The following is a 20,336-nucleotide window of genomic DNA, read 5'->3' as shown; positions in this document are numbered from 1 at the left end:
AGGACTCCCGAAAGGTCGCTCCAACCATGTCCCATGCCGCCTCGCTCAGCCCTCAGGATCGGTTAGAGATTGTGGAAACCCTACATTTCCTGAATCACGTGATCGACAACCGCGAGTGGGATCATTTGGCGGACGTGGTCACGGAGGACGTCGAAATCCTGTCCCCGGGCACGGAGGCCCCCGAGTCGCTGGAAGACATGGCACCCTCCACAACACTGCCCGGCCCCGCGGGGATCCGGCAAGGTTACGAACTCTCGCAATTGGCGCAGTACGGCAGTGTGCACGTACTCAATTCCGTGATTGAGCCCATTGACGGCGACACTGCGGTCACATGGAGCCGCCTGATCATGGTGTCCTTCGACCAGCGCGCTGTCGGTGCCGATGTCGTGGACGCCCTGGTCCGGACTCCGGCCGGTTGGCGGATCTCACGCCGTGTGGTCCACGCCCGCAACATGCTGCGCGAACCGGGGCGTCAGGGTGGCGGATACGTGCCCGGGCCCTATACATTCGTGCACTTCGACGACGCCATCCTCCGGGCCCAGCAATCGGTTGCGGATGCGGGCATCCGCCGCAACGACGGGCAGCTCCGGTGAGCGCGGCACGATGGGTTCGCGTCCCCCTCGATGACGCGTTACAGATCCACGACGTTCTGGCGCGCTACGCGCACTGCATCGACAACCGCGACTGGGATCGACTGCCACTCGTCTTCACCGCCGACGCCCAATTCGGCGCGCCCGGTAACTACACGCAGTCACGCGATGAAATTGCGGACCGCATCGAACGGGTTGCTCCGTACCACCCGCACTTCACCACGGATACGGTGATCGCGCGGCTCCCTGCCGATTCGACGGGCAGGGAACGCGCGCGATCATGGAGCAAGTACCTCATCGTGCGTCACGACGGGTCACTGGCCTCCGGCGATTACTTGGACGAATGGGTCCGCACCGATCAAGGGTGGCGGATTAACCAGCGCCGGGTGTCCCGTGGGCAACGCTGGGAGAACGACCCCGGGGGTCCCTCCCAGCGCGACCTGGGATTGAGTGATTTCCTGGCGGATGCCTCTTAGGAGAGGTTCGCCAACGCCTCGGTGATTACCGTGTCACCATCGGCGAAATCGATCTTCCGTCCGACCGTGGTGTCGGGTGCGGTCAGAGCTGCCGCGGCAACCAAGGCGACATTTCCTCGCGCTGTGTTGGCGGCGTCGTCGTCCTGGCCGGGCTCGAGGGTGATCATGCCGGTGGTCTCGTCATCCGTGAGGGTGCCGGGACCCAGAATGGTCCACTTGAGCGAGCTGGCGCGCAAATGATCATCCGCGTCGGCCTTGGACTGGGCGTACGCGTAGAACGAGTCGTCCTCGGGAATGCCGTGGTCCTGTCCCGCTCCGATGTAGGAAACCATTACGTAGCGGTTCACGCCCGCGGCCTGGGCGGCGTCCATGGAACGAATGGCGGCATCGCGGTCCACGGCGTAGGTGCGCTCGGGGTCCCCGCCACCCGCTCCGGCGGACCACACGACGGCGTCCTGGCCGGTCAGCAATTCGGTGAGACCCTCCGTGTCGAGGTTCTGCACGTCTGCCACCACGGCGTTCGCACCGGTGTCCTCCACGTCCTGAATCTGTGATTCGGAACGGATCACGGAATTCACGCGATGACCGTCGCCGGTGAGAATCTGACTGAGCTGCAGGGCCACCTTTCCGTGGCCGCCGATGATCGTGATGTCTGACATGGGTTAGTCCTTCCGTAGCCGGTAGTACTTCCGTGCCGTGGCCGTTCCGTTGATTCGGATGGCGGCCCACACCGCTACGAGCAGCAGGGCGATGACCACGGCGGGCGCCACTGTCCATAGCGCGATGAGTATCAAAATCATTCCCACCAGGGCCGGAATCATTGGCCAGCCGTACTGCACCATTTCCACGGCCATGTAGTCCTGGACCCTTAGATGCGCGGTGTCCCGCGGCAAATTGCCGGTGCGAGCACTCGCACGCACACCCTTGGAGCCGGTGGCGCGTTCTTCCATCATTCCCACACGAGGCACCTGGTCCACGCGCATGAACGACAGGAGCACACCGCCCAGAGATGCTGCGGCTCCGGCGAGCAGCACCGGCCATTGCCAGGCGCTGTCGAAGAATCCGGTGCGGGCGAGTTGATCATTGAACAACACCCCGGCGATGGCTGCGATCAGTGCCACGACCCCCACCACCGCCAAGCGACGCTTCCACACCTTGTCGACCCACTTCAGCGAAGGAATCGGGACGTTGGAGCGGTCGGCTCCCGTGAGTCTGTATTCCTGTGCCATGGCGGGTCCTCTCTACGAGTGTCGGTGTGGCGCCGCCATTTCTTTGTACAGCCGTGACACCACGGCGTGCAGGTCGGCGCTGTCGTGTTCTACCAGTGCTTCCGTCAACACACCCAGCAGACCGTGAATCATGAACCGGTCCTGCAAATTGGATGTGCTGGGCTGGTGCTGTTCATTACGCAGTTGGCGGCATGCGGCGGCAAGTTGCACCACCAGCGCATTTCCGGCCAGGTATCCCCCCGGACCGGAGAGCACCGCTGTGTAATAGTCCCTGTACTCGATCATATGATCGGCCACGGTGTGCGCAAGCCGTTCCAGAACATCACCCTCGCCGCTGAGGGTGGCGCTCTTCAAAGACAACTCAGCGCGCAGCAGATTCACGGTGGTTTGCAACAGGACCTGGTCCCGCGACCCGAAATTTTCGTAGACGGCCTTGCGGCTCACGCCCGCGGCCTGCGCAATTTCCGTCATGCCCACGTGAGATCCACGGCGGGACACCAGATCGACGGTGGCATCAACCACCGCTCTTCGCGTTCGTTCAATCCGTCGATCCATGGGAGTCTCCAAATCCGATGAGAAGTTAAATAGTACGCCTACTTCCCATTTAACGTCATCCCTGGAGCGCGGGGCACCCCTTAAGGGGTGGAGTCTCCCGCGTTAGTGCGCCACGCTGCCCGTGACCACGAACACCAGACCCTCGCCATCGAACTCCACGAACCCGGGTTCACCGGAGTACAGCAACGAATGTCCCGCCGGGATTTCGTGGGTCCGGGCACTCCGTTCTGGGATCGTCGCGGTGACACGCCCCTCCGCCACCAGCACCACGGAGGTACCCCTGATCCAACGGCGAAGCGAATGCTTGCGATGCACCTGGAATGCCACCAGGCTCAGGTTGGCATCCCACAAGGGATAGTCGACCGAGCCGTCCGGGCTGAAATCAGGATCCAGGATGTCGATCGGTGCTTGTTGCGGTGCCAACACGGACAACAGCTCGGGTACGTCCATGTGCTTCTCGGTCAGACCCGCGCGCAGCACATTGTCCGAACACCCCATGATCTCCACGGCCGTCCCGGACATGTAAGCATGCAACTGCTGGGGCGGGGTGTGCATCGCCTGCCCCGGGTACAGATGCACCAGGTTCATGCACAGGGCCACGAGCATTCCCGGGTCCCCCGGATAGTGATGATCGAGCAACTCGATCAGATAGACCGCACGTTCCAGCGGCGTGGCCTTGGGGCACAGGGTCACGTAGTCGTCATCGGCCTCGGGCAGGTGCGCCAACCGGGTCCGGCGCAGCCGCGCGGCCGCACGCACACACGCCCGGATGGAATCCGCCGCATCCTCTCCCGACAAGGTCAGTGCCGCCCGCAGCGCCGAGGGCTGATTGGCCGCCCACGCGAGCCAGTCCAGGCGCAGTTCGTGAGCAAGTTCACGCAGTTCAGCACCGGATTGTTGCCCCGCGAGAACCCACATGCTGGTGAGCGCCACCACAGTTTCCGGCTTGGCGCGGTCGTCCTTGTAATTACGGTTCGGAGAATCCAGCGGAACCTGCCGCTCGTTGTCCCGCGAGAATCCCGTTTGTGCCTGCCGAGTCGAGGGGTGGACCTGAATTGAGAGAGGCGCCGCAATGGCCAGAATCTTGAGCAGGAACGGGAGATCGGGTAGGACTTCAGCAAGGCTCTGGGAGTGTTCGCCCATGTCAATTCGGGAGGGCGCGCTAGGGTGAGCACCCATCCACAGCTCGGCCTCCGGCTGCTCGCTGGGGACAGGCCTACCCTGCATGGTGGCCAGAACCGATCGTGAGCCCCATGCGTAATTCTGAATCGGATTGTCCATCCGAAAGAACTCTGCCATGCAGTTCATCCAACCACAGAGCGCTTGAGGATTCGTGTGGACCTCGTCCGCTCCTTGGAACGTCTCACGTAGAATTCGGCCTTGTGACCATAGATCTTTCTTCCTCATTCAAGGCCTACGACGTGCGCGGCATTGTGGGCTCCACCATCACTGCGGACAGCGTGCGGGCCACCGGTGCGGCCTATGTCGATGTGCTCGACCTGGCCGGAACCACCGTGGCCGTGGGCGGTGACATGCGACCCTCATCCCCCGAGTTCATCGATGCATTCGCGCAGGGCGCCATGATGCGCGGCGCGGATGTGATCAAGATCGGCAACATCTCCACCGACGAGTTGTACTTCGCGTGCGGCACGCTCAACTGCGCGGGCGTGACCTTCACGGCGAGCCACAATCCCGCCGCCTACAACGGCATCAAGATGTCCATGGCTGGAGCCGTCCCGGTGTCCTCGGACACCGGGTTGTACGAGATCCGCGACCTCGCGCAGCAGTACCTGGATTCGGGTGAGATTCCGCAGGCCGAGCAGCAGGGCACTGAAACCAGCCGAGATGTGCTGGCCGACTACGCCCGTTACCTCCGTGACCTGGTGGACCTCAGCGAGATCCGTCCGCTCAAGGTCGTCGTGGACGCAGGCAACGGCATGGCCGGTCTCACGACCCCCGCCGTCCTTGGCGATGCCGAGCTCGAGGCGCTCCCCCTGACGATCGTGCCCCTCTACTTCGAATTGGACGGCACTTTCCCCAATCACCCCGCCAATCCGCTCGAGCCCGCCAACTTGGTGGACCTGCAGGCCGCCGTGCGTGAACACGGCGCGGACATCGGTTTGGCCTTCGACGGAGACGCGGACCGTTGCTTCGTGGTGGACGAGCGCGGCGAGCCCGTGTCGCCGTCGGCGATTGCGGCCATCGTGGCCGAGCGCGAGATCGCTCGCGCCCAGGCAGAGGGCAACGAGCAGCCCGTGGTCATCCACAACTTGATTACGTCCAAGGCCGTGCCGGAGCTGGTGGAGGCCAGTGGCGGTCGCGCGGTGCGCACGCGCGTGGGCCACTCGTTCATCAAGGCCGTGATGGCTTCGGAGAAGGCCGTGTTCGGCGGTGAGCACTCCGCTCACTACTACTTCAAGGACTTCTACAACGCGGACACCGGGATGCTCGCGGCCATGCACGTGCTGGCCGCACTCGGCGAGCAGCAGGGCACGCTCAGCGACCTAATGGAACGCTACGATCCGTACGTCGCTTCCGGGGAGATCAACTCCGAGATCGAGGACAAAGCAGCCGCCGTGGATCGCGTGCGGGCCTACTACGCCGAGCAGGATCCGGCCGTCACGGTCGAGGACATGGACGGCACCACCTTCACGCACCCGGGCGAGGGCTGGTGGTTCAATCTGCGCCCCTCCAACACCGAGCCGTTCCTGCGTCTGAACGTGGAGGCTCCGGACACCGCCACCATGGAGCGCGTGCGTGACACCGCGCTTGGCCTGGTAAGACAGGGCTGACGCTCGCGCCCACTGTCTTGACGCCGACGGCGCCGCACGAGAATTCTCGTGCGGCGCCGTCGTCCGTGATGCTAGGTATCAGAACAACCAGCTGAGGCTCAGGAATCGGCCTTGCGGGCCTCGTCGTGGAGCATCCACTGGTCGGGACCGAAGATTTCGTAGTGGATGTTCCGGCCCGGAACGCCCTTTTCGATGAGCTGCGAGCGCAACCCCTTCATGAAGGGCAGGGGGCCGCACATGAACGCGGTGGTGTCCTGATCGACGTCCAGGTCCACCTCCGAAACGTTCATGAAGCCCTCGTAATCGCCATCTCCGGGGGTCTCCATCCAGGTGATCATCGTGGCATTGGGCAAGCTGTCCACGAGGCGCTCCATGATCTGACGACCCGGCCAGCGATCCTTGGAGTGGTCCGCGTGCAGCACGGTGACCTTGCGCTGGGAACCTTCCTTGGCCAGTCGATCCAGGAACGCCACGATCGGGGTGGTGCCGATCCCGGCGGAGGCCAGCACGAGAGAACCGTGGCCTTCGTCCAAGACCACATCACCGTAGGGATTGGAGATCTCGAGGACGTCGCCCTCGTTGATGTCCTCGTGCAGGATGGGCGTGACCTCACCCTGGGGATCCTTACGGATCACCACGCGGCGGTGACCCTCCGGCGAAGGAACCAGGGTGAACTGGCGAGGCTGACGGATGCCGTCCTTGACCTTGACCTGAATGGTCACGTACTGGCCGGGGATCGAGCGGGTCAGCGGGGTGTCGTCCGCGGGTTCGAACTCGAAGGCCACAACGCCTTCTGCGATGTCTTCCTTGGAGATCAGCGTGAACGGCGCGAACATTACGTCGTTCGCCTGCTGACCATAGAGGCCCTTTTCGAGCTTGATCAGGGCGTCCGCCATGAGCCAGTAGACCTCGTCCCACGCGGCAACGACCTCGGGGGTCGCGGCGTCGCCGAGATCAGCGGCGATGGCCCCGAACAGGTGCTCGTGAACGGTGGGGTACTCCTCGGGCAGCAGGCCCAGGGACGCGTGCTTGTGAGCCACGCGAGAGAGTACCTCGTCCGGGTAGGAATCCGGGTTGTTCAGCAGGTGGGACGCGAAGGCCGCAATGGAACCGGCCAGCGCCTGGGGCTGCGTACCGTTCTTCTGGTTGGACCGGCTGAACATGCCGTCCAACAGATCGGGGCGGGCGTTGAACATGGACTTGTAGAACTCGGGGGTGATCGCGGGGATCCGCTCTGCGATCACGCCAATGGTTTGCTCAATAACGGGACGAGACTTCTCGGACAGCACGGCTGCTCCTTAGGTTGGAAACCTTGCGCTATGAAATCTAGCATCCCAGATACAAGTAATGTAGCTCTCAAGCGAAGGCGTCACTCGGCGGAACCAGACCGATGGTGACCGCCACCCTGCCGACCTGGCGCTCGTTGACGAGATCGGCGATGGTGACGCCGTCCAACTCGCGGTAGAAGGCCTCCCGTGCCCGGGCAAGGGCCCCGCGAAGCTTGCACCCGTGATTGAGCGGGCATGAAGTCTCATCCGCTTCACACTCGACAATGGCGGTGTTGGCCTCGAGCTCTCGCAGCACGGACCCCAGACTCGCGGCAAGTCCGGATTCCGTCAGGATCACTCCGCCGGCTCGCCCGCGCTGAGAGGCGAGCAGCCCCATGGAGCGCAGTTTGGCCACGGTCTTGGTCACGTGGTGATAAGGGGCTCCGACACCCTCGGCGATCCGCTGAGTTGACAGCAGGGTGCCCCCAGGCAGCCCGCCCATCAATAGGAGCACGCGCAGGGCGATGTCAGAAAAAGCAGTCAGCTTCACGATTCGGCCCCTTCTGTGGTGATGGATTCATTAAACGCTGCCAACCTAGGAATAACTGTTACTTACTGTGGAAAATTCCACCTCACGTGCCCGTCCCCCCCTTTGCCTGACACCTCATTGCGCCGTGGTCCACACTTGTGTTTTTCCCTGGGTGGCCCAGTGACCCGCTCCTATACTGGGAAAGCTGTGACCCCCCGGGCTTTGGGGGCCCAGGGGTGCGACAGCGGGCTAGAACCAATTCACGTAGGGGGATTCAGGTCATGGCCTTTTCACTGTGGCCTTCTCGCAAGACACGTGCCGAAGACCGGCCCACCCAGACGCCTGTCGACGCACCACAAACATCTAGTAGGGAGACAATCGATATATCCCAGTTGGACAACTCCATCCAGGAACTGCTGAGCATCGAGGGCGCCACGGGCGCGGCCGTGGTGGATATTTCCAGCGGTATGGCGCTCGCCTCCGGCGGCAACCCCGGCTTCGACCTCAACGTTGCCGCAGCTGGCAACTCCAACGTGGTGCGCGCCAAGCTGCGCACCATGAAGGACATCAACCTTCGCGGCGAGATCGAAGACATCATGATCACCCTCGAGAGCCAGTACCACCTGATCAATGTGCTCAACACCGAGGAGACCAGCGGACTGTTCGTGTACCTCGTGCTGGACCGCAACACCGCGAACCTCGCCCTGGCGCGCCACAAGCTCAACACGGTGTCCAAGCGCGTTTCCGTCTGATCCACCCCAGAATTGGTGAACCCGGGTTCAGCCACCCGGGGCACTCACAGAGAAACCTGCGGCCCGTGCTCAAGAGCGCGGGCCGCAGGTTTCTGAAGAATTGCGCGATACACCTCACGCTCCGCTAGAACCCTTCCAACGCGCAAAAGAGGTTCCACCGACACCTCCGACGCATCGGAGGGTTCTAAGGGCCCACAAAGTGCAAGGCGACGCGACACGATCGACGCGAGGCAGCGGCGTCGGCAACTGGAGCTAGAACTGGACTGGCGCATGGTCACAGCTGGCCGAGACGCTCCATGGCTACTCGCAATCCCAATGGCTACTCGCATTCCGACCGAACGTCAGTCCTGAGCGGGAGCCTCCGCCGGGGCGTGGTCGGCCACGTGACGCTTGCGCACGGCGTGGCTGGGCAATTCCTGACCGGTCACGGCGGCCATCAGGGTGTCTTCGGTGGCCTGATCATTCGTCTGCTCGCTGACGATCTGGCCCTCGCGCATGACCAGGATCCGGTGACACCACTGCAGCAGCTCGGACATCTCCGAGGAGATCAGCAGCACGGATGTGCCCTTGGATGTCAGATCCGTGAGCATGTCGTAGATGTCGCCCTTGGCCCCCACATCGATCCCGCGCGTGGGGTGGTTGAGGATCAGGATGTCGCAGTCCGTGCTCATCCAACGCGCCAGCGCGATCTTCTGCTGGTCGCCGCCGGACAGCTTGCCCACCTGGCCTTGGATGTCATGGGTCTTGATGTGCAGGGCCTTGACCTGGGCAACTACCTCGCGCAACGCGGTGACTTCCCGGATGAAGCCTGCGTCCGGATCCGGGTCGTCGTTACGGAGCATGCGGGCCACGGACTCTTCGTGTGCCTCGTTCAATTCGTCATCGCTGTCGGACAGGTAGCCGATCCCGAGTTCCACAGCGTCCTGGGCGGAGCTGATGCTCACGTCCCGTCCCGAGACCTGCAGATGCTCGTACTGGCCGGGATGCACACCCACCAGGGCGCCCACGAGCTCGTTCATGCCGGCCCGGCGCAGGCCCGTGAGGCCAAGAACCTCTCCGCGCCGCAGTGTGAGGTCCACGTTGCTCAGACCACCGTCGGTGCTCAAGCCACGAACGGACAGTGCCTCGTCATCGTGGTCGTGCCCTCCCGGGCGATCCCGCTCGGGTAGCGCGCGTTCCAGCATGGAAAAGACGATCTGGTCCGCACCGACCTCTCGCGGTACGAACTCCTCCTTGATCGCACCTTCCCGCATGACGACGACGCGGTCGGCCAAGGAGCGCACCTCATCGATGCGGTGCGTGATGTAGATGACGCCGCGGCCCTGGCGGGCCAACTGGCGGGTGATCGCGTGAACGGTGGCCACCTCGTGGTCGTTGAACGTGGCGGCGACCTCGTCCATGAGCACCAGCTGCGGATCCTCCATACGCACCCGCAGCACCTCCACCAGGGCCTTCTCGGCGCGCATCAGAGAGGAAATATGGGCTTCGGGATCAAGATCCACGCCGGCGTCTCGGAGCACCTCTCGTGCCCGTTCCAGGACCTCATCACGTTCTCCCTGCGCGCCGTGTCCGAGTCCAGCAATGGCTTCGGCCACCGTCAGCGAACCGTTCATCGTGAAGCGCTGCTGAACAGCTCCCACGCCCGCTGAACGGGCGTCCTGTTCATTCTGCGGGGCGAAGTTGTCCCCACACAGGGTCATGGCGCCTTTATCGGGTCTCGCGGCACCGGCGAGCAGCGAGATCAGCGTGGATTTACCCGCACCGTTTTCCCCCACCAGGCCCACGATCTCCCCGGCCCCCACCGTGAGATCAATGCCTTTGAGAGCCCGTAAATGAGCGTGATTCTTGGTCAGACCGGTGACCTGCACAATGTTTTCCAAGGACAGCCTCTCCCCTGCTATTCCGGCCGGTCTCGTTGTCTTCCATGACGGAATTTCCCCCAACGGACCGCACAGTAGCTAACTAAAACACACATGGAAACGCCGTGCACGCCACTCGAGTCATGAATGGCGTGCACGGCGTCACTACATATGGGGACACTTGCCGGCTGGGTGTGTCCGGGCAGGTCAGGAGCTCTTGAGGCGCTCCTCCAGGCCGGCCCGCTGTTCCAGGATGACCTCCGGAACATCGCCCAGCTTGTGGAACCACTCATCGATGCCCGGCAGCTCGCCCAGCCACTCGTCCTTGTCGACGCGCAACGCGGCGTTCAACTCGTCATCCGAGATGTCCAAGCCGCTGAGGTCCAGGTCCTCCTTGGTGGGCACGATGCCCACGGGGGTCTCCTGGCCACCGGCGGTGCCCTTGAGGCGCTCGACGATCCACTTGACCACGCGCGAGTTCTCACCGAAGCCGGGCCACGCGAAGCCACCGTCAGCGGTGCGACGGAACCAGTTCACGTAGTAGATCTTGGGCATGGCATCCTCACCCACGCGGGCACCGGTGTCCAGCCAGTGCTCCAGGTAATCATTGGCGTTGTAGCCGATGAACGGAAGCATGGCCATCGGGTCGCGGCGCACCACGCCCACGGCGCCCTTTGCGGCGGCAGTGGTCTCGGAGGACAGCGTTGCGCCCTGGAAGACGCCGTGTTCCCAGCCGAAGGACTCGGAGACCAGGGGCACGGTGGTCTTACGGCGACCGCCGAAAATGATGGCCGACAGGGGCACACCTTCCGGATCGTCGTACTCGTCCGCGAGGATGTCGACCTGCTTGATGGGAGTGCAGAAACGGGAGTTGGGGTGGGCGGCCGGGCGGCCGGACTCCGGGGTCCAGTCATTGCCCTTCCAGTCGGTGAGGTGCTCGGGCACCTCGTCCGTCATCCCTTCCCACCACACGCCACCGTCGTCGGTGAGCGCGACGTTGGTGAAGATGGTGTTGCCCCGTGCCACACCGCGCATGGCGTTGGGGTTGGTGGACCAACCGGTGCCCGGGGCAACTCCGAACAGACCAGCCTCGGGGTTGACCACGCGAGCCTGGCCGTCCTTGCTGAAGCGGATCCAGGAGATGTCGTCACCAACCATCTCGGCCTTCCAGCCGTCAATGGTGGGTTCCAGCATCGCGAAGTTGGTCTTACCGCAAGCCGACGGGAACGCCGCGGCAATGAAGCGGGAATCGCCCTCGGGGTCGGTGACCTTCAGGATGAGCATGTGCTCCGCCAGCCAGCCCTCGTCGTGGGCAATCGCGGAAGCGATGCGCAGCGCGTAGCACTTCTTGCCGAGCAGCGCGTTGCCGCCGTAGCCGGAACCAAACGACCAAATGGCGCGGTCCTCGGGGAACTGCACAATGTACTTGGACGGGTTGCAGGGCCAGGGGACATCTTCCTCGCCCGGCGCCAGCGGGGCACCCAGGGAGTGCAGGGCCTCCACGAAGAACGCGTTGTCGCGAGTCATCTTGTCCAGCACGGGGGTGCCAATGGTGGCCATGATGCGCATGGAGCACACCACATAGGCGGAGTCGGTGATTTCCACGCCGTACTTGGGGTCCTCCGCGTCAAGGCTCCCCATGACGAACGGAATCACGTACATGGTGCGGCCGCGCATGGAACCGGTGAACTTCTTCACCAGGGTTTCCTTCATGACCGCGGGGTCTTCCCAGTTGTTGGTGGGACCGGCACCCTTGGGCGTCTTGGTGCAGATGAAGGTGCGCTCTTCGACACGAGCAACGTCGTCCGGGTCGGAGAAAGCAGCGAAGGAGTTGGGGAACTTCTCCTCGTCCAACCGAACGAAGGTTCCGGCGTCCACGAGTTCCGTGGTCAGCCTGTTCCACTCTTCTTCGGAACCATCAGCCCAGTGAATGGCGTCCGGTTGGGTCATTTCGGCCATCTCACGGACCCACTCCAGCAGTCGCGGGTGCGTGGTCGGTGCGTTGTCGAGCGCTTCACGCACAGCCTGGTTGAGTCCGGTGGATTCGGTGCTTGCAGTGGTGTTGTCAGCCATTGACATGTCTCCTCGTTGAGGCCGTCTTGCCGCGCCCATGGTCGGCGATGCTGCTGCCCGACGATCAGGCTCTCAACGGCATCGTTGAATCTGATCCCGGGGGACTAGCTCCGGCAGGGTTTTGCGTGTCCAGTGAGTCTATCGCGGCAACGGCAACACCAGATGAGCGTTACATCACACAGGTGTAACGGACATCGAATTTTGCACTTGGGCGGGACCGGTGTAAGTTATTACCCGTTGCAGCCGAGCACATCGGTTGTTGCAAATGCGCCCGTAGCTCAACGGATAGAGCATCTGACTACGGATCAGAAGGTTGGGGGTTCGAATCCCTCCGGGCGCACCCAGTGAAAAAGCTCCGCATCGGTTCCGATGTGGAGCTTTCTGCTTGTCTTCCCCCATTTCTTAGGTGTTGTTCTCGTGGCTGCTTCCCCTCGTTCCCCGTTACGCTCCGCCGCGCTCGGGGCCCTCGCGCTTCTCGGCGCGCTCACCGGTTGCGCCCCGGTTGAGGCCCCCGCATCGAACCCCGCGGAGAGCACGTCGGCACCCGCGGCCAGCGCGGCGTCGTCGGCGGATTCGACAACGACGCCGCTCGCTCCGGTTCCCGAGCCCAGCGAACCGTCGCGTGCGGAGACCCCCATGCGGGAGGCCGCGCCGGAGGACCAAGCGGTTGAGGCAGACGAAACGAACCGCAGCCCCGTACGGGCGGGCCTGGGGGAACTGCTCGTGAAGGGTCGGGCGCCCAAGACCGATTACTCGCGCGAGCAGTTCGGTGTGCGGTGGGCCGATACCGACCGCAATGGGTGCGACACCCGCAACGACATTCTCCGTCGTGATCTCACGGACGTGGCCGTTGCGCCCGGGACCCAGGGATGCAAAGTGCTCTCGGGCGATCTGACCAGCCCCTTCACCGGCGATTACGTGGACTTCGTATCGGCCACCCACACGAGTTCGGACGTGCAGGTTGATCACGTGGTGGCGCTGTCCGACGCGTGGCAGAAGGGCGCTCAGAACCTGGACGCCGACCGACGCACGCAGTTCGCCAACGACCCGCTGAATCTCCTGGCCGTGGACGGCCCCAGCAACTCCGCCAAGGGCGACGGGGACGCCGCCACCTGGCTGCCGCCGAACAAGGAATTTCGATGCGAGTACGTGGCCCGGCAGATCGCCGTGAAGCAGCGCTACGAACTGTGGGTCACGGACGCAGAGAAGCGGGCCATGGATCGGGTGCTCACTCAGTGCCCGGATCAACCACTGACCGTTGAGCACTCGGTTCCGGAACCCTCTGAACCTCCGACAGCTCCGGAAAACGCGCAGCCGGCCTCTCGCGAACCCGAGGCCGTGGAGCCTCCTGCCTCGCAGGCCCCGGCGTTTCCGGCACCGCCAATTCCGGCACCTTCTGCGCCCCCTGCCCCTGCCGCCCCTGATGACGTGTACTTCGCCAAATGCGCCGACGCCCGAGCCGCCGGCGCCGCCCCGCTCCACGCCGGTCAGCCTGGGTACCGCCCAGGACTCGACGGTGACGGTGACGGCGTGGCGTGCGAGCCCCGGCGCTGATTCACGGAACAGCTCTCGACAGCCCACCCACCGAGTGGTTGTCTGATCATTGAACGGGGCGGCCCGCCCCACCAAGTACGCAGGAGTGCCCCGTGATCACTGGAACCCTGGAAAGCATTGACGGCGCGGAGAACATCGTGCTGACCCGCGACGTTCCCGCGCCCATCGACGAGGTATGGGATGCCTTCACCGTGTCCGGCCGGTTGGCTCTGTGGTTCGGCACGTGGTCGGGAGACCCGGCATCGGGTGAGGTAGAGGTCAGCATGGCCTTCGAGGAAGAGGCCGGTTCGGAACCGTACGTGATCGTCGCGTGCGACAAGCCCCGCCACCTGCGAGTGCACAACCTCCACGAGGACCCCGCGCAGATCTGGACGGTGGACGTGCAATTCTCTGAAACTGAGGGCGGCACTCACGTGAAGTTCGCCATGCCGCTACCGCCGGGCATGGAGGTGAAGTACGTGGGCGCGGGTTGGGAGTACTACTTGGATCGCATGGTTGAGACGGTGGAAACCGGTCAGATCAGCACCAAGGAATGGCCGCCGTACGAAGCGCTCATGGCCGAGTACGAATCCGAGCTGGGCTGAAAAGATCCGCTTCGGATGTCAGCCGCGCGGCACCTCGAAGTGGACCAAGCGCGCATCGCCGCCATCCAGCTCTGCCCAATCCCCCGGGACTTCCAGCACGGCGATTCCCGATGTCGGAAAGCCGCCGGAGACCTCCATCATGGCGTCCACATCGGAATCGCGCGAGGCCAGGCGCAGCACCGTGTCCAGCACCCCGGGCATGTGCGCAACCACCAACAGCGTCCGCACGGTTTCCGGGGCGTGATTGATCGCGGCAATGATCGCGGTTTCATGAGCGTTGTACAGCTCGTCCACCAGTTGCGGCGTGGGTGCTTTCTCCCCCAGTTCGCTGCACACCCATGTGACGGTCTGCCGTGTGCGCAGCGCCGAAGACACCATGATCATGTCCGGGGTGTACTGCTGCGCAAGCCACTCCCCCGCCGCAGCGGCATCGCGAGCGCCGCGGGGCATCAAGGGCCGGTCATGATCCAGCGCACCGGGCGGGTAATCCGCCTTCGCGTGCCGCATGATCACCAAGTGCTTCACATCGTGGCGTGCCATGCCCACCAGTCTGGCACGCTCACCTCGCTCCTTAACCACGCCGACGCCGCTCGGTCACCCGTGTGGGGCGCGCGAGCGGCGTCGTCGGTGGAGAACCTGCGAAAAGGTCAGATGGAGTATTCGGGGGCTGCCCACACGACCACTTCGGGGTGGTCGTAGAAGCGGTAGCCCTGACCGCGCACGGTGCGCACCGTGTTGGCCAGACGGCCGAGCTTGGAACGCAAGCGCCGGACGTGAACGTCAATAGTGCGCTCGGAGGGAACTTCCTCGGCGTCGTCCCAGAGGTTGTCCAGCAGCTCGAGACGCCCCACGGTGCGGGTGCCGTTCTCGACAAGGTAGTTGAGCAGCTCGAACTCGCGGTGGGTCAGGTTGAGCAGGTCTCCGTCCAGGAACACCTCGCGGCGGGACAGATCGATCAGCACACCCACGCGCTGGTGGTCGATGGTGGAACCGGACGCCGGAGTGGGCAACGGAACCATGGGCTCGATCACGGGATCCGCACAGGTGGGATCGCCCAACGCGCTGCGCACGACCTCAAGATCGGTGCCTTCTGCATTGATGGGAGCGAGCGCCACGGCCGCGTAGGAATCGGACTCGGGAACGAGCTGGTTGATGTGATGACGCACGTCCTGCACCAACTGAACCAGGTTGATCCCGCGATCGGCGGCGGCCTGCTCGTCCACGCCCACGTAGATCACGAACCCGCGCGCCTCGGTGGGTTGCTGTTCGGCTACGGAATGTCGCTCCAGGCGTGAATCCTGCGACTGATCACCGGTGATGGAGCGCAGGGTGCGATATTCCTCGACGGAACCTGCCACGCGATGTGGCCCGCGCGAACGCATGGCGGCCTGCGCGGCGCTCAAGCGATGCCGCTGAGAAATGTGGACGTAGCCCGGTGCACCTGACATGTGAGTATCCCCTGCCTCGTGAGACACCGAATCCGTGAGTTTCCTGGAAGCGGCGTACTCAACATCGTGTGTGACAACACGCGGACTGGCAAGTAACAAACCCGCTTATTTCTCACATAATGAGACTACGGGCCTTAAATGTAGTTCAAATCACATTTGAAGGGGGCTTACTATCGGTGCCACACAAGGCCAACCGATCCCCCAAAAGCGCAGAAAACCGCGCTTTTGGAGGTTTGGGATTCGGACCTCACGCGTCTGAATCAGATTTAATGTCCAGTGTCAAGAACCCGGAACGCTCGGTACCACGTAGTTGAAATTTCCCGCTTCTCAGGAGCCTCAGTCCACCACTCCGTACAGCCGGTCCCCGGCATCTCCCAAGCCGGGCACGATATAGGCGTTCTCGTCCAGCCGTTCATCAATGGCGGCCAACACGAGGTTCACCTCGGCATCACCCAGTTCTTCTTCAAGCTTGGCGATACCTTCCGGCGCGGCCAGCAAGCACACGCAGGTGATCTGCTCCGCGCCACGGCGGTACAGGAACTTGATGGCCTCACGCAGGGTGCCACCGGTGGCCAGCATCGGATCCAGCACGTACACCTGACGGCCGGTCAGGTCCTCGGGCAGTCGCTCCGCGTACGTGATGATGTCCAGAGTCGTGTCATCCCGGGCCATGCCCAGGAACCCGACCTCCGCGGTGGGGATCAACCGGGTCATACCCTCGAGCATGCCCAGGCCGGCACGCAGGATGGGGACCACTAACGGGCGGGGGCGAGAAAGCCCCACGCCTTGGGTTTCCGCCACCGGGGTCTGAATGGTGATGGGTTCCACGCGCACTTCGCGGGTGGCCTCGTACGCGAGCAGCGTGACGAGTTCTTCGACCAGCTGCCGGAACACCGGAGACGGTGTCGACTTGTCGCGCAGAACGCTGAGCTTGTGGGCTACCAGGGGGTGATCCAAAACGGTGACTCGCATACGGTCAAACTAGCACCGGCGGCCGAACTTCAGCCCGGGGCGGGGCCGGGGCCCCCCGATGTCATGTGTGAAATTTCCACCCGTCGTAGGATGCGTGACCTATCGTCAATACGAAAGACTTGAACTGAATCACATTAGGTACATCAGCTGAAGCCCCCGAAAGGAACAGCCTCTTATGACGGCTCCGGTCCTCGAAACCGAGAATCTGGTCAAGATATATGGCAGAGGGGAAACCAGGTTCGACGCTCTCAAGGGTGTGAACCTGCAGATCAACGAGGGCGAGTCCGTAGCCGTTGTTGGTAAGTCCGGTTCGGGCAAATCAACCCTCATGCATTTGCTCGCCCTACTCGATGCCCCCACCCACGGCGTTGTCGCGCTCAAGGGCCAGCCCACTGGCGACCTGGACGCCAAGGAACTCAACGAATTGCGAAACTCCGCGTTCGGCTTCGTGTTCCAGCAGTTCTTCCTCACCCCCAACCAAACCGTTCTGGAGAACGTGACACTCCCCCTCAAGATTGCCGGCGTCCACGCTGCAGAACGCAAGCGTCGCGGCATGGAAGCACTTGAGCAGCTGGAAATGGCGGACAAGGCCTCCAATAAGGCAACGGATTTGTCCGGTGGTCAGAAGCAGCGCGTGGTCATTGCTCGCGCGCTGATCAACAACCCCTCCGTGATTTTCGCGGACGAGCCCACGGGCAACTTGGATACCGCCACCTCGGACGTGGTGGAGGACATTCTCTTCGGTCTGAATAAGGAGAAGGGCATCACCCTGGTGGTGGTCACCCACGATCCCGACCTCGCGTCCCGATGCTCCCGCCAGATCTACCTGGTGGACGGTGAAATCGACCAGAGCGCATCGCCGGCCGCAGCCACCCACATGTTCTCCGGCCGCTCCAAGCCCGGAGAGGGGGACAACGGTCCGGTCACCGTGAAGGAACCCGCAACCGGCCAGCTGATCACCCTCAGCGAGGCCGACGCCGCCGAACTCGCCGAGGCCGCACGCCGCCCCCGTCGCGCGGGTCGCCACGCCGCACCCTGGGCCGAACCGTCCACCACCGACCAGCAGGGAGTCTCCGAGTGAAGTTTATCGATCTGCTGCGGACGGCCATCGGAAACACGTTCCGTTCCAAAGCACGAACCATCCTGACCGTCATCGCCATCTTCATCGGTGCGTTCACCCTGACTCTCACTTCCGGTGTGGGCACCGGCGTCAACGACTACATCGACAAGACGGTGGCCGGATTCGGTGACCAGAAGTCGATCTACGTCCAAAAGGTCGCCGAACAGACCGCACCGCAAGATGACGGCCCCCGTGAATACGACCCGGAGGAATCAAGCATTCAAACGGGCTTCGGTTCCACGAGCGGCCTGAGCAACGATGACATCGAAACCATTGAGAACATTGACGGCGTTACGTCAGTGGACCCGATGTACATGGTGTCCCCCACGTATCTCGAATCCGCCGACGGCAAGAAGTTCCAGCTGAGCCTGGGGGCGCCCTCCGATGCAGAGGGCGTTCAACTCGAAGCCGGCGAGATCCCCGCACGCGAGGACGACGAGATGCTCATCCCCGCCTCGTGGGTCGAAGACCTGGGCTTCGATTCCAACGAGGACGCCGTGGGCAAGACCGTGGACGTGGTCATGACCAACATGGCCGGTGAGGACAAGACCTTCGAGATCACCATTTCGGGCATCTCGCAGGCGTCCTTGGCGGGTGCGTCCCTGACTCCCATGCCGTCCTCGAGTCTCAACGAGAAGCTCTACGACTACCAGACCTCCGGTTCTCCGCGTGACGTACCGGACAGCTACTTCATGGCCGTGGCCAACATCGAGAACATCGATGACGCCGGCCAGATCAAGTCCCAGCTCGCGGACGAGAACATGATGGGCATGACCGTGGAGGACCAGCTCGGTATGTTCCGTGCGGTCATCAACGGCATCGTGTGGATCCTGAACTCGTTCGCGATCATCGCCCTGCTGGCTGCGGGCTTCGGCATCGTGAATACGCTGCTGATGTCCGTGCAGGAACGAACCCGTGAGATCGGTCTGATGAAGGCACTGGGCATGAGCGGCGGCAAGGTCTTCGGCCTGTTCTCCCTCGAAGCCATCTTCATCGGTTTCCTGGGTTCGGCCATCGGCGCTGCCGTGGGCGTGGCCACCGGTTCAATCATCAGTTCCGTGTTGTCCAACGGACTGTTGGAAGGCCTGCCGGGCCTGAGCCTGTTCCTGTTCGACCCGATCCAAATCGCGATCATTATCTTGTCGGTGATGGTCATCGCGTTCCTGGCGGGCACCATTCCTGCCATGCGCGCGGCACGGCAGGATCCCATCAACGCACTGCGTTACGAATAATTCACCCGCATCACTCGCACTGATTCGACGAAGGGAACTCCCCCATGAGCACCACACCCAACGAACCCCGCAACCCCGACTACGGCAACCAGCCTGGCGCGGGTATGCCCAACCCCGCCCAACCTCACGGCGTTCAGCCGGGCGACGTGCAGCCCGGCCCCGGCCAGGACCCGCAGGGCGCACCCCAGCCCGGCTACGGCCAGCAGGGTGGCAAGTACGGCACCTCGGAGTACAACCCGAACCAGTACACCGGCATGGTGGATCGCCCGGGCCTGCTCGACAAGTTGCTCAAACTGACGCTGTTGTCCGCGGCGCTGTACGCGATTTACACGATCGTGAGCCTTATTGCGAACTCCACGTTCGACATGGAGGCGTACCTCCGCGAATCGGGTATGAGCTCTGAACAGGCAGAGGCGTTCGCCAGCACCGGCAGCAATCCGGTGTGGAGCATCATCGGGCTCGTGATCGCACTGCTGCTGTACTTCCTGGTCTACCGTGGCCTGGCCAAGGGCAAGAACTGGGCCCGCATCCTGGGCACCGTCTTTGCTGCTCTGTCGATCCTGTCTTACTTGTTCGGGATTTTCGGTGCGCTCATGTTCGGCGGTCTGGGCATCGTGCTGATCGTCATTTCGATCATCGCAATTGTCGTGAACATCATGTGGATCGTCACCGCGTTCAAGGCTCCCAACTCCGCGTACTTCGCGCAGAACAGCCGCCGGTAAGTCACACATGGCGTTACCGCCCACTGCCAGGTCCATTCAGCACGAACGCTGGATGGGCCTGGCTTTGTTAGAAGCCCAGCACACCGCAGCGAGCGGTGATGTCCCGATCGGTGCGGTGGTCGTGAACTCTCGCGGCGACGTCGTCGGGCGGGGTTACAACCGCCGCGAGGCTTGTGGCGACCCCATCGCGCATGCCGAGGTGCTCGCCCTGCGCGACGCCGCCGCCCGCACCGGATCGTGGCGGCTCGACGACTGCACTCTGGTGGTGACCCTGGAACCGTGCGCCATGTGCGCCGGGGCCATCGTGTTGTCCCGGGTGCCGCGGCTGGTGCTCGGAGCCTGGGACCCCAAGGCCGGCGCCTGCGGTTCCGTGTTCGACGTGGTCCGCGAACCGCGCCTGAATCACTGGGTCCAAGTCACCGGTGGAGTCCGTGAGGCAGAATGCGCCGCGCTGCTGCGGGAGTTTTTCGAGGCCCACCGCAAGTAGCCCCAGTCGGTACGGTTCGTCTTGCCTCATGTCAAGATGTCCGGATGGTGTTCGTGCTTGCCTCAGGTGAAATGTCCGCGTAGCTCACGCGGCG

General features: G+C 63.3%; 21 protein-coding genes and 1 tRNA gene. 11 read left to right on the top strand and 11 right to left on the bottom strand.

The features are described 5' to 3' along the window. Positions 1 to 26: 26 nt before the first annotated feature. Together EWV37_RS01510 and EWV37_RS15450 are read left to right on the top strand one after the other, a co-directional pair. Positions 27 to 593, top strand: coding sequence for a nuclear transport factor 2 family protein (locus EWV37_RS01510; protein WP_129699528.1), 567 nt, complete (start codon positions 27 to 29; stop codon positions 591 to 593). Beyond that, on the top strand, positions 590 to 1,066 hold the full coding sequence (locus EWV37_RS15450; RefSeq protein WP_165189170.1) for a nuclear transport factor 2 family protein: 477 nt from the start codon (positions 590 to 592) through the stop codon (positions 1,064 to 1,066). The genes EWV37_RS01510 and EWV37_RS15450 overlap by 4 nt, the downstream gene beginning before the upstream one ends. Here EWV37_RS15450 and EWV37_RS01500 read toward each other — a convergent pair. From EWV37_RS01500 to manA, 4 genes are all read right to left on the bottom strand, one after another. Next, on the bottom strand, positions 1,063 to 1,725 hold the full coding sequence (locus tag EWV37_RS01500) for an SDR family oxidoreductase (protein ID WP_095796281.1): 663 nt from the start codon (positions 1,723 to 1,725) through the stop codon (positions 1,063 to 1,065). The two genes, EWV37_RS15450 and EWV37_RS01500, sit on opposite strands and share 4 nt — an antisense overlap. Positions 1,726 to 1,728: 3 nt before the next feature. Continuing rightward, positions 1,729 to 2,295 carry a hypothetical protein gene (locus EWV37_RS01495; RefSeq protein WP_129699526.1) on the bottom strand — a complete coding sequence of 189 codons (567 nt, stop codon included), beginning with the start codon at positions 2,293 to 2,295 and terminating at the stop codon, positions 1,729 to 1,731. A gap of 12 nt (positions 2,296 to 2,307) precedes the next feature. Then, positions 2,308 to 2,817 carry a TetR/AcrR family transcriptional regulator gene (locus EWV37_RS01490; protein WP_158222888.1) on the bottom strand — a complete coding sequence of 170 codons (510 nt, stop codon included), beginning with the start codon at positions 2,815 to 2,817 and terminating at the stop codon, positions 2,308 to 2,310. Between the two features lie 135 nt (positions 2,818 to 2,952). Then, the gene (manA, locus tag EWV37_RS01485; RefSeq protein WP_129699525.1) at positions 2,953 to 4,149 is read right to left on the bottom strand and encodes a mannose-6-phosphate isomerase, class I; all 1,197 of its coding nucleotides are present in this window, start codon (positions 4,147 to 4,149) and stop codon (positions 2,953 to 2,955) included. 83 nt (positions 4,150 to 4,232) lie between these two features. Between manA and EWV37_RS01480 the strand changes: the two genes are divergently transcribed. Beyond that, positions 4,233 to 5,642, top strand: a complete 1,410-nt coding sequence (locus EWV37_RS01480) for a phosphomannomutase/phosphoglucomutase (protein WP_238662995.1) — start codon at positions 4,233 to 4,235, stop codon at positions 5,640 to 5,642. Positions 5,643 to 5,740: 98 nt separating this feature from the next. Here EWV37_RS01480 and EWV37_RS01475 read toward each other — a convergent pair whose 3' ends face one another. Next, positions 5,741 to 6,931 carry a globin domain-containing protein gene (locus EWV37_RS01475; RefSeq protein WP_129699523.1) on the bottom strand — a complete coding sequence of 397 codons (1,191 nt, stop codon included), beginning with the start codon at positions 6,929 to 6,931 and terminating at the stop codon, positions 5,741 to 5,743. Positions 6,932 to 6,998: 67 nt separating this feature from the next. Next, a complete protein-coding gene (locus EWV37_RS01470) occupies positions 6,999 to 7,460 on the bottom strand; it encodes an RrF2 family transcriptional regulator (protein WP_095796275.1) in 462 nt (153 codons plus the stop codon). Positions 7,461 to 7,831: 371 nt separating this feature from the next. On the opposite strand from EWV37_RS01470, the gene EWV37_RS01465 reads away from it, so the two are divergent. Continuing rightward, positions 7,832 to 8,191, top strand: coding sequence for a hypothetical protein (locus EWV37_RS01465; protein ID WP_338032787.1), 360 nt, complete (start codon positions 7,832 to 7,834; stop codon positions 8,189 to 8,191). A gap of 341 nt (positions 8,192 to 8,532) precedes the next feature. On the opposite strand, the gene EWV37_RS01460 is transcribed toward EWV37_RS01465, so the two are convergent. Further along, complete coding sequence (locus tag EWV37_RS01460; RefSeq protein ID WP_129699522.1) at positions 8,533 to 10,071, bottom strand: sugar ABC transporter ATP-binding protein; 1,539 nt, start codon at positions 10,069 to 10,071, stop codon at positions 8,533 to 8,535. Positions 10,072 to 10,257: 186 nt separating this feature from the next. Beyond that, complete coding sequence (locus tag EWV37_RS01455) at positions 10,258 to 12,123, bottom strand: phosphoenolpyruvate carboxykinase (GTP) (protein WP_095796272.1); 1,866 nt, start codon at positions 12,121 to 12,123, stop codon at positions 10,258 to 10,260. A 267-nt stretch (positions 12,124 to 12,390) separates the two neighbouring features. Between EWV37_RS01455 and EWV37_RS01450 the strand changes: the two genes are divergently transcribed. The 3 genes from EWV37_RS01450 to EWV37_RS01440 all read left to right on the top strand — a co-directional run bounded on the left by EWV37_RS01450 (position 12,391) and on the right by EWV37_RS01440 (position 14,261). Then, positions 12,391 to 12,463: transfer RNA gene (locus tag EWV37_RS01450), tRNA-Arg, on the top strand. 77 nt (positions 12,464 to 12,540) lie between these two features. Then, on the top strand, positions 12,541 to 13,677 hold the full coding sequence (locus EWV37_RS01445; RefSeq protein ID WP_238662994.1) for a GmrSD restriction endonuclease domain-containing protein: 1,137 nt from the start codon (positions 12,541 to 12,543) through the stop codon (positions 13,675 to 13,677). A 92-nt stretch (positions 13,678 to 13,769) separates the two neighbouring features. Further along, complete coding sequence (locus EWV37_RS01440) at positions 13,770 to 14,261, top strand: SRPBCC domain-containing protein (RefSeq protein ID WP_095796270.1); 492 nt, start codon at positions 13,770 to 13,772, stop codon at positions 14,259 to 14,261. An 18-nt stretch (positions 14,262 to 14,279) separates the two neighbouring features. On the opposite strand, the gene EWV37_RS01435 is transcribed toward EWV37_RS01440, so the two are convergent. From EWV37_RS01435 to upp, 3 genes are all read right to left on the bottom strand, one after another. Beyond that, positions 14,280 to 14,801: a SixA phosphatase family protein gene (locus tag EWV37_RS01435; RefSeq protein ID WP_095796269.1), complete on the bottom strand. Its 522-nt coding sequence runs from the start codon at positions 14,799 to 14,801 to the stop codon at positions 14,280 to 14,282. 107 nt (positions 14,802 to 14,908) lie between these two features. Next, positions 14,909 to 15,709 (bottom strand): winged helix-turn-helix domain-containing protein, encoded by an 801-nt coding sequence (locus EWV37_RS01430; protein ID WP_095796268.1) that lies wholly within the window; start codon positions 15,707 to 15,709, stop codon positions 14,909 to 14,911. Between the two features lie 336 nt (positions 15,710 to 16,045). Further along, a complete protein-coding gene (upp, locus tag EWV37_RS01425; RefSeq protein ID WP_095796267.1) occupies positions 16,046 to 16,681 on the bottom strand; it encodes a uracil phosphoribosyltransferase in 636 nt (211 codons plus the stop codon). 175 nt (positions 16,682 to 16,856) lie between these two features. Here upp and EWV37_RS01420 point away from each other — a divergent pair, with 175 nt between their 5' ends. The 4 genes from EWV37_RS01420 to tadA are packed head-to-tail and all read left to right on the top strand — an operon-like array spanning position 16,857 to position 20,242. Further along, entirely contained in the window at positions 16,857 to 17,762 is a 906-nt protein-coding gene (locus tag EWV37_RS01420) for an ABC transporter ATP-binding protein (protein ID WP_095796266.1), read from the top strand. Beyond that, positions 17,759 to 19,033, top strand: a complete 1,275-nt coding sequence (locus tag EWV37_RS01415) for an ABC transporter permease (protein ID WP_095796265.1) — start codon at positions 17,759 to 17,761, stop codon at positions 19,031 to 19,033. The genes EWV37_RS01420 and EWV37_RS01415 overlap by 4 nt, the downstream gene beginning before the upstream one ends. 44 nt (positions 19,034 to 19,077) lie before the next feature. Next, complete coding sequence (locus tag EWV37_RS01410) at positions 19,078 to 19,755, top strand: hypothetical protein (RefSeq protein ID WP_095796264.1); 678 nt, start codon at positions 19,078 to 19,080, stop codon at positions 19,753 to 19,755. Between the two features lie 7 nt (positions 19,756 to 19,762). Further along, on the top strand, positions 19,763 to 20,242 hold the full coding sequence (gene tadA / locus EWV37_RS01405) for a tRNA adenosine(34) deaminase TadA (protein WP_095796263.1): 480 nt from the start codon (positions 19,763 to 19,765) through the stop codon (positions 20,240 to 20,242). Positions 20,243 to 20,336: the final 94 nt, after the last annotated feature.

The organism is Kocuria carniphila (assembly GCF_004136555.1).
GTDB lineage: Bacteria > Actinomycetota > Actinomycetes > Actinomycetales > Micrococcaceae > Kocuria > Kocuria carniphila.
This window is presented reverse-complemented; position numbering and strand designations above follow the sequence as displayed.

Excerpts from the sequence above, each read along its gene's own strand:
- EWV37_RS01410 (WP_095796264.1), top strand. The coding sequence starts at position 19,078 with ATGAGCACCACACCCAACGAACCCCGCAACCCCGACTACGGCAACCAG.
- EWV37_RS01495 (WP_129699526.1), bottom strand. The coding sequence starts at position 2,295 with ATGGCACAGGAATACAGACTCACGGGAGCCGACCGCTCCAACGTCCCG.
- EWV37_RS01510 (WP_129699528.1), top strand. The coding sequence starts at position 27 with ATGTCCCATGCCGCCTCGCTCAGCCCTCAGGATCGGTTAGAGATTGTG.
- EWV37_RS01435 (WP_095796269.1), bottom strand. The coding sequence starts at position 14,801 with ATGGCACGCCACGATGTGAAGCACTTGGTGATCATGCGGCACGCGAAG.
- upp (WP_095796267.1), bottom strand. The coding sequence starts at position 16,681 with ATGCGAGTCACCGTTTTGGATCACCCCCTGGTAGCCCACAAGCTCAGC.
- EWV37_RS01430 (WP_095796268.1), bottom strand. The coding sequence starts at position 15,709 with ATGTCAGGTGCACCGGGCTACGTCCACATTTCTCAGCGGCATCGCTTG.
- EWV37_RS01455 (WP_095796272.1), bottom strand. The coding sequence starts at position 12,123 with ATGGCTGACAACACCACTGCAAGCACCGAATCCACCGGACTCAACCAG.
- EWV37_RS01500 (WP_095796281.1), bottom strand. The coding sequence starts at position 1,725 with ATGTCAGACATCACGATCATCGGCGGCCACGGAAAGGTGGCCCTGCAG.
- manA (WP_129699525.1), bottom strand. The coding sequence starts at position 4,149 with ATGGCAGAGTTCTTTCGGATGGACAATCCGATTCAGAATTACGCATGG.
- tadA (WP_095796263.1), top strand. The coding sequence starts at position 19,763 with ATGGCGTTACCGCCCACTGCCAGGTCCATTCAGCACGAACGCTGGATG.
- EWV37_RS01420 (WP_095796266.1), top strand. The coding sequence starts at position 16,857 with ATGACGGCTCCGGTCCTCGAAACCGAGAATCTGGTCAAGATATATGGC.